Annotated in this window: 15 protein-coding genes; 1 reads left to right on the top strand and 14 read right to left on the bottom strand. The window is 59.2% G+C overall.

Annotation, left to right across the window (positions count from 1 at the left end; translation table 11 throughout):
• Positions 1 to 31: 31 nt before the first annotated feature.
• The 14 genes from nuoF to QRN50_RS11915 form a co-directional block, all read right to left on the bottom strand.
• Positions 32 to 1390, bottom strand: a complete 1359-nt coding sequence (nuoF, locus tag QRN50_RS11850) for an NADH-quinone oxidoreductase subunit NuoF (protein WP_096126788.1) — start codon at positions 1388 to 1390, stop codon at positions 32 to 34.
• The gene (gene nuoE, locus QRN50_RS11855; RefSeq protein ID WP_003371730.1) at positions 1387 to 1884 is read right to left on the bottom strand and encodes an NADH-quinone oxidoreductase subunit NuoE; all 498 of its coding nucleotides are present in this window, start codon (positions 1882 to 1884) and stop codon (positions 1387 to 1389) included. The genes nuoF and nuoE overlap by 4 nt, the downstream gene beginning before the upstream one ends.
• Before the next feature lie 2 nt (positions 1885 to 1886).
• On the bottom strand, positions 1887 to 3668 hold the full coding sequence (nuoC, locus tag QRN50_RS11860) for an NADH-quinone oxidoreductase subunit C/D (protein ID WP_011268276.1): 1782 nt from the start codon (positions 3666 to 3668) through the stop codon (positions 1887 to 1889).
• A 74-nt stretch (positions 3669 to 3742) separates the two neighbouring features.
• Positions 3743 to 4417, bottom strand: coding sequence for a NuoB/complex I 20 kDa subunit family protein (locus tag QRN50_RS11865; protein ID WP_003405105.1), 675 nt, complete (start codon positions 4415 to 4417; stop codon positions 3743 to 3745).
• Positions 4418 to 4427: 10 nt separating this feature from the next.
• Positions 4428 to 4841, bottom strand: a complete 414-nt coding sequence (locus QRN50_RS11870; protein WP_002554011.1) for an NADH-quinone oxidoreductase subunit A — start codon at positions 4839 to 4841, stop codon at positions 4428 to 4430.
• Between the two features lie 463 nt (positions 4842 to 5304).
• Positions 5305 to 6630 carry an isocitrate lyase gene (aceA, locus tag QRN50_RS11875; RefSeq protein ID WP_011268275.1) on the bottom strand — a complete coding sequence of 442 codons (1326 nt, stop codon included), beginning with the start codon at positions 6628 to 6630 and terminating at the stop codon, positions 5305 to 5307.
• 528 nt (positions 6631 to 7158) lie between these two features.
• Positions 7159 to 7902 carry a secretin N-terminal domain-containing protein gene (locus QRN50_RS11880; RefSeq protein ID WP_003405102.1) on the bottom strand — a complete coding sequence of 248 codons (744 nt, stop codon included), beginning with the start codon at positions 7900 to 7902 and terminating at the stop codon, positions 7159 to 7161.
• Positions 7903 to 8088: 186 nt separating this feature from the next.
• A complete protein-coding gene (locus QRN50_RS11885; RefSeq protein WP_003405100.1) occupies positions 8089 to 8511 on the bottom strand; it encodes a GNAT family N-acetyltransferase in 423 nt (140 codons plus the stop codon).
• Positions 8504 to 9670 carry a ribosomal protein uL16 3-hydroxylase gene (locus QRN50_RS11890; protein WP_003405098.1) on the bottom strand — a complete coding sequence of 389 codons (1167 nt, stop codon included), beginning with the start codon at positions 9668 to 9670 and terminating at the stop codon, positions 8504 to 8506. Before QRN50_RS11890 ends, QRN50_RS11885 begins: the two co-directional genes overlap by 8 nt.
• A gap of 60 nt (positions 9671 to 9730) precedes the next feature.
• The gene (gene purB / locus QRN50_RS11895) at positions 9731 to 11101 is read right to left on the bottom strand and encodes an adenylosuccinate lyase (protein ID WP_003371741.1); all 1371 of its coding nucleotides are present in this window, start codon (positions 11099 to 11101) and stop codon (positions 9731 to 9733) included.
• Between the two features lie 131 nt (positions 11102 to 11232).
• Positions 11233 to 11853 carry a high frequency lysogenization protein HflD gene (hflD, locus tag QRN50_RS11900; protein WP_003405097.1) on the bottom strand — a complete coding sequence of 207 codons (621 nt, stop codon included), beginning with the start codon at positions 11851 to 11853 and terminating at the stop codon, positions 11233 to 11235.
• The gene (gene mnmA / locus QRN50_RS11905; RefSeq protein ID WP_011268273.1) at positions 11853 to 12983 is read right to left on the bottom strand and encodes a tRNA 2-thiouridine(34) synthase MnmA; all 1131 of its coding nucleotides are present in this window, start codon (positions 12981 to 12983) and stop codon (positions 11853 to 11855) included. Before mnmA ends, hflD begins: the two co-directional genes overlap by 1 nt.
• Before the next feature lie 60 nt (positions 12984 to 13043).
• On the bottom strand, positions 13044 to 13490 hold the full coding sequence (locus tag QRN50_RS11910; RefSeq protein WP_024642112.1) for an NUDIX hydrolase: 447 nt from the start codon (positions 13488 to 13490) through the stop codon (positions 13044 to 13046).
• Between the two features lie 43 nt (positions 13491 to 13533).
• Complete coding sequence (locus QRN50_RS11915) at positions 13534 to 14439, bottom strand: LysR family transcriptional regulator (RefSeq protein WP_054092137.1); 906 nt, start codon at positions 14437 to 14439, stop codon at positions 13534 to 13536.
• Between the two features lie 300 nt (positions 14440 to 14739).
• On the opposite strand from QRN50_RS11915, the gene QRN50_RS11920 reads away from it, so the two are divergent.
• Positions 14740 to 15621: an alpha/beta fold hydrolase gene (locus tag QRN50_RS11920; RefSeq protein ID WP_003405090.1), complete on the top strand. Its 882-nt coding sequence runs from the start codon at positions 14740 to 14742 to the stop codon at positions 15619 to 15621.
• Positions 15622 to 15626: the final 5 nt, after the last annotated feature.

Raw genomic sequence — 15626 nt, forward strand, 5'->3', positions numbered from 1 at the left:
AGCCCGAACAGCCGCCGACCGTTGTGTCTTGTTATGCGCCGACCACTGTCGGACTTTTGCCCGGAACGAGCGTGGCTGCGCTGGCTGGCGCGATACCGGCTTCGAACTCGGAACGGAAATACTTGATCGCACTGCCCAAGGGTTCAACAGCGCCCGGTGCATGGGCACAGAAGGTCTTGCCAGGGCCGAGGAAATTGACCAGACCCAGCAGGGTTTCGATATCCCCCGGCTGACCCTGACCGTTCTCGATGGCGCGAAGCATCTTCACGCTCCATGGCAAGCCGTCGCGGCATGGCGTGCAGAAGCCACAGGACTCCTGAGCGAAAAACTCTTCCATGTTGCGCAGCAGCGAGACCATGTTGACCGAATCGTCGACCGCCATCGCCAGCCCCGTACCCATCCGGGTGCCGACCTTGGCGATACCGCCTGCGTACATCTGCGCGTCCAGATGCTCCGGCAGCAGGAAACCCGTACCGGCGCCTCCGGGTTGCCAGCACTTGAGCTTGAAACCATCGCGCATGCCGCCGGCGTAGTCCTCGAACAGTTCGCGAGCCTGTACGCCGAAGGGCAGTTCCCACAAACCGGGGTTTTTGACCTTGCCGGAGAAACCCATCAGCTTGGTGCCGTGGTCTTCACTGCCTTCGCGAGCCAGCGACTTGTACCAGTCGTTGCCGTTGTTGACGATGGCAGGCACGTTGCACAAAGTCTCGACGTTGTTCACACAAGTCGGCTTGCCCCACACGCCCACCGCAGCAGGGAAGGGCGGCTTGGAACGCGGGTTGGCGCGGCGGCCTTCCAGCGAGTTGATCAGTGCGGTTTCTTCACCGCAGATGTAGCGACCGGCACCCGTGTGCACGAACAGTTCGAAGTCGAACCCGGTGCCGAGAATGTTCTTGCCCAGCAAACCGGCGGCCTTGGCTTCAGCCACTGCGCGATTGAGGTGCTTGGCTGCGGTGACGTATTCGCCGCGCAGGAAGATATAGCCGCGATAGGCTTTCAGCGCGCGGGCACTGATCAGCATGCCCTCGACCAGCAAATGGGGCAGTTGCTCCATCAGCATGCGGTCTTTCCAGGTATTGGGCTCCATCTCGTCCGCGTTGCACAGCAGGTAGCGGATGTTCATGGACTCGTCTTTGGGCATCAGGCCCCACTTCACCCCCGTGGGGAAGCCTGCGCCACCGCGGCCCTTGAGGCCGGAATCCTTGACCGACTGGACGATATCGTCAGGCGCCTGCTGCATCAGCGCCTTGCGCGCTGCAGCGTAGCCGTCCTTGGTCTGGTACTCGTCGAGCCAGACCGGTTCGCCGTCGTCGCGCAGACGCCAGGTCAGCGGATGGGTTTCTGCCGTGCGCGCAATGCGGTTGGCAGGGCCGAAGGAAGTGATGGTCATAGGTAACCCTCCAGCATCTTGGCAACGCCAGCAGGCTGTACATCGCCGAAAGTGTCGTCGTCGACCATCACGGCCGGCGCCTTGTCACAGTTGCCGAGGCAGCAGACCGGCAGCAGTGTGAAACGACCGTCGGCGGTGGTCTGACCCAGGCCGATGCCCAGTGAGTTCTTGATCTCGTCGACCACGTTTTCGTGGCCGCCGATGAAACACACCATGCTGTTGCAGACACGAATGATGTGACGCCCGACCGGCTGGCGAAAGATCTGGCTGTAGAAGGTGGCAACGCCTTCGACGTCGCTGGCGGGGATGCCCAGCAGGTCGCCGATCGCGTAAATGGCACCGTCAGGCACCCAGCCGCGTTCCTTCTGAACAATTTTCAGGGCTTCGATGGACGCCGCGCGCGGGTCCTCGTAGTGATGCATCTCATGCTCGATGGCCGAGCGCTCGGTTTCGCTCAGGGCGAAACGGTCAGTCTGGATTAGCGGGCTATTCATGCTTAGCGGTCCACGTCGGCCATAACGAAATCGATACTACCCAGGTACGCGATCAAGTCCGCGACCATGCTGCCTTTGATCACCGAAGGGATCTGCTGCAGGTGCGGGTAACTCGGGGTGCGGATCCGGGTACGGTAGCTCATGGTGCCGCCGTCGCTCGTCAGGTAATAGCTGTTGATACCCTTGGTCGCTTCGATCATCTGGAAGGATTCGTTGGCCGGCATGACCGGGCCCCACGAAACCTGCAGGAAGTGCGTGATCAGGGTTTCGATGTGCTGCAGGGTGCGCTCTTTCGGCGGCGGCGTGGTCAGCGGGTGATCCGCCTTGTACGGGCCTTCCGGCATGTTGCGCATGCACTGGTCGATGATCTTGATGCTCTGGCGCATCTCTTCGACGCGGACCATGCAGCGGTCATAGGCATCGCCGTTGGCGGCAAGCGGCACTTCGAATTCGAAGTTCTCGTAGCCCGAGTAAGGGCGAGCCTTGCGCAGATCGAAGTCGCAACCGGTGGAGCGCAGGCCTGCACCGGTGACGCCCCACTCGAGGGCTTCCTTGGTGTTGTAGGCGGCGACGCCAATGGTACGACCCTTGAGAATACTGTTTTGCAGGGCCGCCTTGGTGTATTCGTCGAGACGCTTGGGCAGCCAGTCGACGAAGTCCTTGACCAGTTTTTCCCAGCCACGCGGCAGGTCGTGAGCGACCCCGCCGATGCGGTACCAGGCAGGGTGCAGACGGAAGCCGGTAATGGCTTCGATCACGGTGTAGGCTTTCTGGCGGTCGGTGAACGTGAAGAACACCGGTGTCATGGCGCCCACGTCCTGAATGTAGGTTCCCAGGAACAGCAGGTGACTGGTGATACGGAAGAACTCGGCCATCATGATGCGGATGACGTCGACCTTTTCCGGCACCTTGATGCCTGCCAGCTTCTCGACCGAGAGCACATAAGGCAGGTTGTTCATCACCCCGCCCAGGTAATCGATACGGTCGGTGTAGGGAATGAAGCTGTGCCAGGACTGACGTTCGGCCATCTTCTCGGCACCACGGTGGTGGTAGCCGATGTCCGGAACGCAATCGACGATTTCTTCACCGTCCAGTTGCAGAATGATACGGAACGCACCGTGAGCGGAAGGGTGGTTCGGGCCCAGGTTGAGGAACATGTAGTCCTCGTTGGCGCCAGAGCGTTTCATGCCCCAGTCTTCCGGACGGAAGCGTGCGGCTTCCTCTTCCAGTTGCTGTTTGGCTAGGGTCAGGCTGTACGGGTCGAATTCCGTCGCACGGGCAGGGAAGTCCTTGCGCAGCGGATGGCCTTCCCAGGTCGGCGGCATCATGATGCGGCTCAGGTGCGGGTGGCCCGGGAAATCGATACCGAACATGTCCCAGACTTCACGCTCGTACCAGTTGGCGTTCGGCCAGATGCTGGTGATGGTCGGTACACTCAGGTCGCTTTCGGAAAGCGCTACCTTGATCATCACGTCGCTGTTTCGCTCGATCGACAGCAGGTGATAGAACACGGTGAAGTCTGCGCCGGGCAGACCACGACGGTTTGTGCGCAGCCGTTCGTCCACGCCATGCAGGTCATAGAGCATGGAGTAGGGCTTGGGCACGTTGCGCAGGAACGTCAGAATTTCAAACAGTCGGGCGCGCTCGACCCACAGCACGGGCATACCGGTGCGAGTCGGCTGGGCAGTGAAAGCCTCGGCACCAAAACGGTTATTCAGTTCAACGACGACATCTTGGTCGTCAGCCTTGTAAGGCGGGATGTACAGAGCGTTGTCTGCAGTCATAGGTCTCAATCACTTCGGTCAACGTACAGAATCAACCCCGGTTCTTGTCTTTTTTATAAGAAGAACGGGCTGGATCAGACTTCGTCGGGGCTGCGCAGGTTGGTCACCTGAATACGCTGTTCGCGGCGCTGTTCCTTTTGCGATGGCATCTCGGCGCGGTATACGCCTTGATCGCCAACGACCCAGGAAAGAGGGCGACGCTCCTTGCCGATGGATTCCTGCAACAGCATCAAGCCTTGCAGAAACGCTTCGGGGCGGGGCGGGCAGCCGGGCACGTAGACATCCACGGGAAGGAATTTGTCCACCCCCTGGACCACTGAGTAGATGTCGTACATGCCACCGGAGTTGGCACACGAACCCATGGAAATGACCCACTTGGGTTCGAGCATTTGCTCGTAGAGACGCTGGATGATCGGCGCCATCTTGATGAAGCAGGTACCGGCAATAACCATGAAATCCGCCTGCCGTGGCGACGCCCGGATGACTTCAGCGCCAAAGCGCGCGATGTCGTGGGGGGCCGTGAAAGCGGTGGTCATTTCCACATAGCAGCACGACAGGCCGAAGTTGTAGGGCCACAGGGAGTTTTTACGCCCCCAGTTGACCGCACCGCTCAGCACGTCTTCCAGCTTGCCCATGTAGATGTTTTTGTGGACTTGATCTTCTAACGGATCGGAAACGGTTTCCCGTTTGCCGATGGGGTACTGCTCGTTAGGAGCGTCCGGGTCGATCCTGGTGAGATTATATTGCATCGCCAAAGCCTCATTGTTTCAGCTTCGCTTGCCGATTACGGCGACCTTCAGGAGCCCAGTCAAGAGCGCCAACCCGCCATAGGTAGACAAGACCTGCCAACAGAATTGCTATGAAAACGAGAGCTTCGACGAATCCGGTCCAGCCGCTTTCGCGGACGGACACAGACCAGGCAAAGAGAAAGAGGGCTTCAATGTCAAAGATCACGAAAAGCATCGCGACCAGATAGAATTTTGCGGAGAGACGCAGACGCGCACTGCCGGTGGGCAGCATGCCGGATTCGAAAGGTTCGTTCTTGCTGCGGCCCCAGGCCTTGCTTCCGAGCAGGCTGGACAGACCGAGCATGAAGGCGCAAAGGCCGACAACACCCAAAAGGAAAATGGCGAAGCCCCAGTTGTGGGCAATCAGACCTGTCGATTCGGGCATGCTGTCAGTCCTTGTTAGAGAGCAAAGGTCTCTGTGCTTGATAAAGAGTCGAGGCAGTGACGAAATGTCGCAGTGCGGTCAACGGATTGATTTTATGTGCAAACAGTTGGCAAGTAAATTTTCTACATCAAATTTATTTACGGAATCAATCGCCCGAGACCTGTCGGGAAGGCTGCAGGGCCTGTGAGGCGGGCGTCAGCAGGGTTTTCGTTAATTATGTTTCTTGATGACGAAAAGGAATAAAAGGCAATTTGAATGATAATTAATATCATTTGAAGAGGCCTTGATAGTTCAAAGTACGGTAGTCGGCGCATAGTGAGTGACGGTACTGCTTATAAAGTGCGCCTTTTATAGCATCCACTCGGCAACTGCATATTGTCCGAAGTCAATACCGGAACCCTCTGACACAACAGACAGACCGCCCTTACGGACGGCCTGTATTTTCAACGCGTTGCGCGGTGTGTCAGTGGAATTGCTCTTCTTCGGTCGAGCCGGTCAGTGCGGTTACCGACGATACGCCACCCTGGATCACGGTCGTCATGTCATCGAAATAGCCCGTGCCCACTTCCTGCTGGTGAGCCACGAAGGTGTAGCCCTTGGCAGCGTCGGCAAACTCCTGTTCCTGCAGCTTCACATAGGCGGTCATGTCATTGCGGGCGTAGTCGTGCGCCAGGTTGAACATGCTGTGCCACATGTTGTGAATGCCCGCCAGGGTGATGAACTGGTGCTTGTAGCCCATGGCCGAGAGCTCGCGCTGAAACCTGGCGATGGTTGCGTCGTCGAGGTTTTTCTTCCAGTTGAAGGACGGCGAGCAGTTGTAGGACAGCAACTGATCGGGGTATTGCTTTTTGATCGCTTCGGCGAAGCGGCGTGCCTCGTCGAGGTCCGGCCTGGCTGTTTCGCACCAGATCAGATCAGCGTAAGGCGCGTAGGCCAGGCCGCGCGCGATGGCCTGATCGAGGCCGGCGCGAACCTTGTAGAACCCCTCATGGGTCCGTTCGCCGGTCACGAATGGCTTGTCATACGGATCGCAATCGGATGTCAGCAAGTCGGCAGCGTTGGCGTCAGTCCGGGCCAGAATGATGGTCGGTACACCGGCCACGTCGGCGGCCAGGCGTGCAGCGACCAGTTTCTGTATGGCTTCCTGAGTCGGGACCAGCACCTTGCCGCCCATGTGGCCGCATTTCTTCACCGACGCCAGTTGATCTTCAAAGTGCACCCCGGCGGCACCGGCCTCGATCATGCTTTTCATCAGCTCATAGGCATTGAGTACGCCGCCGAACCCGGCTTCCGCATCTGCGACGATCGGAGCGAAGTAGTCGATGTAGCCTTCGTCACCCGGCGCCTTGCCGGCTTTCCACTGAATCTGGTCGGCACGGCGGAACGAGTTATTGATGCGCTTGACCACGGTCGGCACCGAGTCGACCGGGTACAGCGACTGATCCGGGTACATGGACTCGGCAGAGTTGTTGTCGGCAGCGACCTGCCAGCCGGACAGGTAGATGGCCTGAATGCCGGCCTTGACCTGCTGCACGGCCTGGCCACCGGTGAGGGCGCCCATGCAATTGACGAAATCCTTGTCCGGCCGGAAGGACGGTTTGGCACCCTGGGTCACCAGATTCCACAGCTTGTCTGCACCCAGTCGTGCAAAGGTGTGTTCGGGTTGAACCGAGCCGCGCAGGCGGACCACATCTGCAGCGGAGTAAGTACGGGTCACGTTTGTCCAGCGCGGATTTTCAGCCCAGTCTTTCTCGAGAGCCGCTATTTGTTGTTCGCGTGTCAGTGCCATGGTGATAAACCTCTAGAAGTAGGTCTCGCTGGAAAGTCCTGCTCCGCCAAAACGCCTCGTTTATCGAAGGCACGGTAGATGGCTGCTCGCTGATCCGGGGTTTTGCTTGAAGCCGCACGTTACGTGGGTCGCGACGGGTGAACGATGTGCTCGAGGGGAGAGCGGGCGTCCGGACATGAGGCTGTCAGGTGGACAGTCGGGCCTGCAGTGGCGTTGTGCATCACCGTCGGCCTTGCCGGGTTACCGTTTACGCTTCCGTCCCTCGGGACAACTTCGTTCCAGTCGCAACCTCGTCAAACTGCCTTGTGGGCGGTGCGGACACGAATCGGCTCTGCGGGGTGATTGAGAGCGGCGACTCGAAGGCTTTTTGCAAAGCCTCTGATTAGCGGGAGCGAGGCAATCATGCCTCGCACTTATGGGGGCGTCAAACGTTTTGTAGTGCTTTTTTTAGATCACTACATATTTGTGAAAAGTCGACCGGCCAGTCATCAAAAGGCCCGTAAGTATTGGGTTTTCAGCCCGGGCAGGCTATTCGAGGGTTTCAACCTTTACGCGCAAAATCATGTCGTCGCGACCCTGGGTGGAATAGCGCTGCGCCAGGCCACTCTGATCAGCGACGGATTCATTGCTGTTGCTCGCCAGCGTGATCCATTCTCCCAGTCGGCCACTGACCTGGCTGTCGGTACTTTGCACCTTGATAGCGTCAGGGCGCTCTTGGCTCATGCGATCATGATTGGTGCTGATGCTCAGGTGAACCGTGTCGCCGGTCACGCTGGCCGTGACGTAGAACCCTTGGGTTACGTTGCGGTACTCGGTGTCGCTTCGGGAGTATCCGTACGTGTCCGTGGAGGAGGAGGTCAGCGGTACGCTCTGGCCAACCTGGATGAGTGCAGGAGTGCCTTCGCTGGTTTGCACTTGTTGCACGCCGCCTTCACGGCTGGCGGTACCGTACTCGATTACTCGCGAGCCGCTGCTGCTGCGCGTCGCGCTGTCGCTGGTGTCGACGCTGATCAGCAAGCGTTTCGGCGCGGTATCGAGTTGCGAGATCAAGGTGCGAAGTTCTTCGATCTTGCGGGACTCTGCGTTCACGATCAGTTGATTGCCATAGGCGCTGACGGTGCCTTCGTCGCCCAGAAAGGATTTGGCGACCGGCAACAGATCGGCACTGGTGCGGTAGTTGAGCGGGACGACTTCAGTCGCCGCAAAGACGTGAGCGCTGAAGGCGATCAGCATCGAGGTGAGCGCTGCATTGAGCAAGTTGCGTACTGACATGTTCATTCTCCGCGGTAAGCGCGTAAAGCATGATTGTGCCACTGTGTCGGCTGCAGGCAATCAAGCTGAATGGTCAGGCATAAAAAAGCCCTGCCGCTTTTCGGTTCGACCTTGAGAGGGTCTAGCGAAAAAGGGCAGGGCGATCATTATGTAGTGCCGCGGTGAGCGCCTACATAACGGCGTTGATCACGCTTCGCGGAGCATATCGACGTGTGGCAGGCCGGCTTCGAGAAACTCGTCGCTGATAACCGAAAAGCCGAAGCGCTGATAAAACTCGACGGCCTGCACCTGAGCGCTCAGCTTGAGCGGCTTGAGGCCACGCTGTTCGGCTTCATGGATCACGGCATCCAACAGAGCCTCACCGACCTTCAGGCCACGCCAGTCTCTCAGGACTGACAGGCGACCGATCTCGCCATCGGGCAGCAGTCGGGCAGTGCCCACCGCATATTCACCCTCGTACGCAAGAAAGTGCACGGCACCTGCGTCTTCGGCATCCCACTCCAGTTCCGGCGGCACCGATTGTTCGGCAATGAATACCGAATCGCGTATGCGCCGGATATCGGCGTTGTTCTTCTGCCATTGGGCGACAGCTACAGTGACTTTATTCATCGGCAAATCCCAGGCTTCCTTGTTTTACGAGTTCGCAAAGCAAATTGCGCCCCTCGTCATCGGCCAACCATTGGCCGAGGTTTTCGCTGTGCAACGCATCGGCGGCACAGATCAGTTTGAGCAGGTCACGCAGGCTGCCCGGCAGCAGGCGGCTCTGGCCACTGGCAAACAGTAGCAGATCGTCATCGACTTCAGACCAGGCCAGCCGTGCGCTCGGGTTGCGAATCAGCACCGCGCCCTGCTCGAGGCTGTCGAGCAGGTCCTGTTCGTCGAGCTCGGGGCCGGTTACCAGTTCCGGGTAGCGCGGCTCGGTCATGAACTGGCCGAACCAGGTCAGCAGCAGGCGTTCGTCACTCATGTGCTCGGCCAGCAGCGTTTTCAGGCGATCGAGCGCGTCATGCTGGATCTGATGGGGGTCGCTGACCGGCTGGGCATCAGCATCGGTATAGCGCTCTTCGTCCGGGATAAACTGGCTGAGGAAGTCGGTGAAGTGAGTCAGGACTTCGGCAGCGCTTGGCGCCCGGAAACCGACCGAGTAGGTCAGGCAGTCGTCGACGGCGACGCCGCAGTGCGCCAGGCGCGGCGGCAGATAAAGCATGTCGCCCGGTTCCAGCGTCCACTCTTCGGTCTTCTCGAATTCGGCAAGGATGCGCAGATCGGCATGCTGCAGCAGCGGGCTTTCCGCATCGCACATCTGGCCGATCTGCCAGTGGCGTTTGCCGTGTCCCTGCAGCAGGAACACATCATAGTTGTCGAAATGCGGACCTACGCTGCCGCCAGGGGCTGCGTAGCTGATCATCACGTCGTCAATCCGCCAGCTGGGCAGAAAGCGGAAGTTTTCCAGCAGCTCGCTGACCTCCGGAACGAATTGGTCCACGGCCTGGACCAGCAGCGTCCAGTCGCGCTCGGGCAGCTTGCTGAACTCGTCTTCAGCGAACGGGCCACGACGCAGCTCCCACGGACGCTCGCCGTTTTCGATGACCAGGCGCGACTCCACTTCTTCTTCCAGGGCGAGGCCGGCAAGCTCGTCCGCATCGATCGGGCTTTGAAAGTCCGGCAGAGCCTGGCGGATCAGCAGCGGTTTTTTCTGCCAGTAGTCACGCAGGAAAACGCGAGCACTGATGCCGCCCAGAAGTTGTAGAGGAATATCAGGATTCATGTGTAAGCCCTTGAAATGAAAACGCCCGGCACAGCCGGGCGTGTGCAATTTTTTTGCGTGTCAGATGCGCTTGGCCTGAGCGGCTGCGTTACCGATGTAATTGGCTGGCGTGAGCTTCTTGAGCTCGGCCTTGGCTTCGGCGGGCATATCCAGACCGTCGATGAAAGTCTGCAACGCTTCAGGACCGATGCCCTTGCCGCGGGTCAGTTCTTTCAGTTTTTCGTACGGGTTTTCGATGTTGTACCGACGCATGACAGTCTGAATCGGCTCTGCCAGAACTTCCCAGCATGCGTCCAGATCGGCGGCAATGCGCTGTTCGTTCAGTTCCAGCTTGCTGATGCCCTTGAGACTGGCTTCGTAGGCAATGACGCTGTGGGCAAAGCCGACGCCCAGGTTGCGCAGCACGGTGGAGTCGGTCAGGTCACGCTGCCAGCGAGAGACAGGCAGCTTGCTCGCCAGATGCTGGAACAGTGCGTTGGCGATGCCCAGGTTGCCTTCGGAGTTTTCGAAGTCGATCGGGTTGACCTTGTGCGGCATGGTCGAGGAGCCGATTTCGCCAGCGATGGTGCGCTGTTTGAAATAGCCCAGCGAGATGTAGCCCCAGATGTCACGGTCGAAGTCGATCAGGATGGTGTTGAAGCGCGCAATGGCATCGAACAGCTCGGCAATGTAGTCGTGCGGTTCGATCTGCGTGGTGTAGGGGTTGAAGCCCAGTCCCAGTTCGTCTTCGATGAAGGCGCGCGCGTTGGCTTCCCAGTCGATGTCTGCGTAGGCAGAGAGGTGGGCATTGTAGTTGCCGACTGCGCCGTTGATCTTGCCGAGCAACGGGACTGCCGCGATCTGGCTGATCTGGCGCTCGAGGCGGTAGACGACGTTGGCCAGTTCCTTGCCCAGTGTGGTCGGGGAGGCGGGCTGGCCGTGGGTGCGGGACAGCATCGGCACGTCTGCGAAGCGAATCGCCAGCTCGCGGATGGCGTCGGCGATCTGGCGCATCAGCGGCAGCACGACAGTGTCGCGGCCCTCGCGCAGCATCAATGCGTGAGACAGATTGTTGATGTCTTCGCTGGTGCAGGCGAAGTGGATGAACTCACTGACCTTTTCCAGCTCTGGCAATTTGGCAGCCTGCTCCTTGAGCAGATACTCCACAGCCTTCACGTCATGATTGGTGGTGCGCTCGATTTCCTTGACGCGCTCGGCATGCTCTACGGAGAAGTCTTCAGCCAGGGCATCCAGGATGGCGTTGGCTTGCGCGGAGAAGGCCGGGACTTCGGTGATCTGCGGGTGAGCCGCAAGACGCTGGAGCCAGCGAACTTCAACCATCACGCGGAAACGGATCAGGCCGTATTCGCTGAAAATAGGGCGCAAGGCCTGGGTTTTGCCGGCGTAGCGGCCATCAACAGGGGAAACCGCAGTGAGCGAAGAAAGCTGCATGGGATGCTCTCGGACAGTCGGGCGACGAAAAGGGCGCATATCATACATGAAAAGTCAGTCGGACCGGAGCCCGCTGACCAGCGTAGACAGCGTCGTGCCTGGGGTGGTGAAGGTCATTGGCGCGCGGCGGGTCAGCCGTGCAGCAATGGATAGAGTTCTTTCAACAACTTGCGGCGGCTGAACACCAGTTGCCAGCGATGACCGCCAACTTGCCGCCACAGCCGGGCAGAGCGAATACCGGCCAGCAGAATGCCGCGAATCTTCGAGGCATTGTTCGGCTGCTGCAGGTTGCGCATGTCGCCTTGTACCTGAATGCGCTGGCGCAAGGTGCTCAGGGTGTCCTGATACAGTGCGCCGGTCGCGGCAATCACGTTCTCGTGGGCGATGCCGAAATGCTCGACCTGGGACTGAATGACCGGAATGCGTTTGCCGATCACTTCAAGCAGGTCATCGCGCTTGGCCAACTGGCGTTCGAGGCCGAGCATCGACAGGGCGTAGCGCAACGGTTCGCGTTGCAAGGTTGCCGGGTCACGCTCCAGGGCGCTGGCCATGGCGCGATAGCCTTCGTGCAGGTTGAGGTCGTCGCCGCCGTAAACGTCAAGCGTATCCTTGGGGTCGACCACCAGCAGGCTGCCGAGCATGCAGCTCAGGGCCGCTTCGCTGATCTGACCGGTCTTGGCGATCCGGTCGACCAGCACGGCGGCCTGGAATACACCGCCCAGAGCGATCAGTTGTTCCTGAGTCGGGCTCATCAACGCTTGTCCTTGGTGGTCCAGGGTTCGGCAATTTCGATCACGCCGCCGCCCAGACAGATTTCGCCGTCGTAGAACACCACGGACTGGCCGGGGGTGACGGCGCGCTGTGGGTCATCGAATGTGGCGCGGTACCCGTCAGCGGTCTTTTCCAGCGTGCATGGCTGGTCGCCCTGACGGTAACGGACCTTCGCGGTGAGCCTGCGCGGGCTGCTCAGATCGATCGGATTGACCCAATAGATTTCCGAAGAGACCAGCGCACGGGAAAACAGCCAGGGATGATCGTTGCCCTGGCCGACGATCAGTTCATTGTTTTCCAGGTCCTTGACCAGCACGTACCACGGATCGTCGCTGGCGTCCTTGAGACCGCCAATGCCCAGGCCCTGACGCTGGCCGATGGTGTGGTACATCAGGCCGCTGTGACGACCGATGACTTCGCCTTCGGTGGTCTTGATCTCACCGGGCTGGGCGGGCAGGTACTGACGCAGAAAGTCGGTGAAGCGGCGCTCGCCAATGAAGCAGATGCCGGTGGAATCCTTCTTCTTGGCAGTGGCCAGGCCGTGCTTTTCGGCAATGGCACGCACTTCCGGTTTTTCCAGCTCGCCAACCGGGAACAACGTGCGGGCAATCTGCTCGCCGCCAACGGCGTGCAGGAAGTAGCTCTGGTCCTTGTTCGGGTCCAGGCCCTTGAGCAGCTCGGTACGTCCATCGATATCGCGGCGACGTACGTAATGACCGGTAGCAATAAGGTCGGCGCCGAGCATCAGTGCGTAGTCGAGAAACGCCTTGAACTTGATTTCGCGGTTACACAGGATGTCCGGGTTCGGCGTGCGCCCGGCCTTGTACTCTTCAAGGAAGTGCTCGAACACGTTGTCCCAGTACTCGGCCGCGAAGTTGGCCGTGTGCAGCTTGATGCCGATCTTGTCGCACACGGCCTGGGCATCTGCCAGGTCTTCGCGGGCGGTGCAGTATTCCGTTCCGTCGTCTTCTTCCCAGTTCTTCATGAACAAGCCTTCCACCTGATAACCCTGCTCCATGAGCAGTACGGCGGAAACGGAAGAGTCCACGCCGCCGGACATGCCGACTATGACGCGCTTCATTTCTGAGTTCGAGGGGGCTGGATCACGCATGGGGATTCAACGGCTGACCTGTAAAAGGACGCGATTCTATCAGGCTGAGGGCGTCGAGTCTCACGCCTTGTCGCGCAGCAGGTCGAGACTGAAACGTTCGCCATCGAGGTAGTCGTCCAGGCAACGCAATACCAACTCGCTGCGCCAGCGCTCCTGCTGGGCCACCAGTTCATCGCGAGTCAGCCAGACTGCGCCGACGATGCCTTCATCGAGTTGATATTGCGGATGGTGGCGCAGGGCCTTGGCGGCAAAGCAGATTCGCTGGTAGGTCACGCCATTGCTCGGCGCGGTGTACAGATAGATGCCCACCACGCTGCTCAATTCGACGTCCCAGCCGGTCTCTTCCAGGGTTTCACGCACGGCGGCGCGTTGCAGGCTTTCGTTCGGGTCGAGGTGCCCGGCGGGTTGGTTGAGTACGGCGCGTCCGCCTTTGATTTCTTCGACAAAAAGAAAGCGGCCTTGATCTTCGACGATGGTGGCGACGGTAACGTGGGCTTGCCAGGTCATGATAATGGGTCTCCTTGCAGGGGATTGAGTCAGCCTTAACAGCTTATGGGTGCTCGAACTGCAGATCATGCCTCAGCGCGCTGACGCAGAAGTCCACAAAGGCTCGCACTTTGGATGAGCGACGACGGCCCTCCAGGTAAACAACGTGAACCGGTTCCGGCATTATTTCGAACGTGTCCAGAACACACTTGAGCCTGCCTTCCTGCAGGTGCTCGCGTATCTGATAGTACGGCACCTGGGTCAGTCCCCAGCCCTGCAATGCTGCGCTGATAGCCGCCTGATACGACGTCAGGCTGAGTCTCGATGCGACGTCTACTGAGTAATGCTTGTCGTCGATCCGGAAAAGCCAGTGAGGCGAGCGTTCGGCGGTGCTGGTCGAAACTGTCGAATGCTGTCGCAAATCGTCGGGATGCTGCGGAACTCCGTGCTTTTCGAGATAGCCAGGGGATGCGCAAACCATACGCCGCACGCTACCTGTCTGGATTGCGGTAAGAGACGAATCGGGCAGGGTGCCGATCCTGACGGCCACGTCGACGCCCTCATCGAGCATGGACACGACCCGGTCGACCAGAATGGCACGGATGTCCACAGCCGGAAACCGCTCGAGAAAGCTCGTCATTACGGGCACGACATGCAGCGCGCCGAACATCTGAGGTGCGGTGACCGTCAGCAGGCCGCCTGGCAACGCATGCAAGCCGCCCGCCGCGCTTTCAGCCTCATCAAGGTCGGCAAGCAGTCGGCGGCAATCTGCGGCGAAGCGCTGGCCCGCCTCGGTGAGCCGCATGTTGCGAGTGGTGCGCACCACCAGAAGGATGCCCAGGCGACTCTCCAGACTCGCGACAGCCCGGGTTACCGTGGCGGTCGACAGGCCAAAGTGGCGGGCTACCCCGGCAAAACTGGTTTGCTCGGCAAGTCCGGCAAAAAGCGTCATTTCCTGAATACGGTCCATGGTCCGCCTGCCTGCCACGAGAGATGTGGAGTAGTATCAGTATTTCAGAAATTGAAATGGTGAATTGATTTTTACGGTGATTCTGCAGCTTAAATGCAATGACTAGGATAGCAACTCATTCATCCAGCCCGGTCAGACTCTCCTATGAAAAATTTCGGTTCAGTCGACGCTGAAAACGCCCCATCCGGTGTCAGTCGGCGCAAGGTTTTACAAGCGTCCGCGATAGGCGCTGCTTCTGCTCTCGGGGCGTCGTTGGTGAGCGCCGCTTCTGCAAGCAATAAACCTCTCAGGGAAAATGCAATGAACAGTGATGATGCTTTCCGCGTGACGTTTCACACTCAGCAGGTAGGAGACGTAAATGTGTTCTATCGCGAAGTCGGACCCAGGGACGCCCCGGTGCTTCTGCTGCTCCATGGGTTTCCGAGTTCCAGCCACATGTTTCGTGACCTGATGCCATTGTTGGCGAGTCAGTACCGCCTGATCGCTCCCGATCTGCCCGGTTTCGGCAATACCAAAGCACCACCGCGCGGGCAGTTCGATTACACATTCGAAAACCTTTACACGGTGATCGAGGGCTTTACCGAGGCACTGGGCCTGAAGAAATACGCGTTATACCTATTCGACTATGGCGCACCGACAGGCTTGCGGCTCGCAGCGGCGAACCCGGAGAAGGTTACTGCAATCATCAGTCAGAACGGCAATGCCTATCTGGAAGGATTCAGCGATCAATGGGGCCCGTGGCAAGCCTATTGGCGCGAGCCTTCGGCAGCCAATCGCGAAGCCTGTCGCGCCTCGTTGTCACCGCAAGTCATCCGGGACTGGCAATACGGTACGGGAGCCGATCCTGAAAAGCTTTCTCCCGATGGCTACAACCTCGACATCCTGTATATGGCGCGGCCAGGCGCAGAGGAAATCCAGCTTGACCTGATTCTTGACTACCGCAGTAACGTAGCGGCTTACCCCTCGTTTCAGGAATACCTGCGCAAATATCAGCCTCCCTTGCTGGCGGTCTGGGGCAAGCACGATCCGGCGTTCATACCTCCGGGCGCGCATGCTTATCGCAAGGACGTCCCGGCTGCTGAAGTGCATCTGCTGGATGCAGGGCACTTTGCATTGGAAACGCACGCGCCGGAGGTCGCCGAATACATTCGCGACTTTCTTTCGCGCACGCTGAAAGGCTGAGCGGA

The sequence above is a fragment of the Pseudomonas sp. MEJ108 genome, assembly GCF_030208985.1.
Classification (GTDB): domain Bacteria; phylum Pseudomonadota; class Gammaproteobacteria; order Pseudomonadales; family Pseudomonadaceae; genus Aquipseudomonas; species Aquipseudomonas fragariae.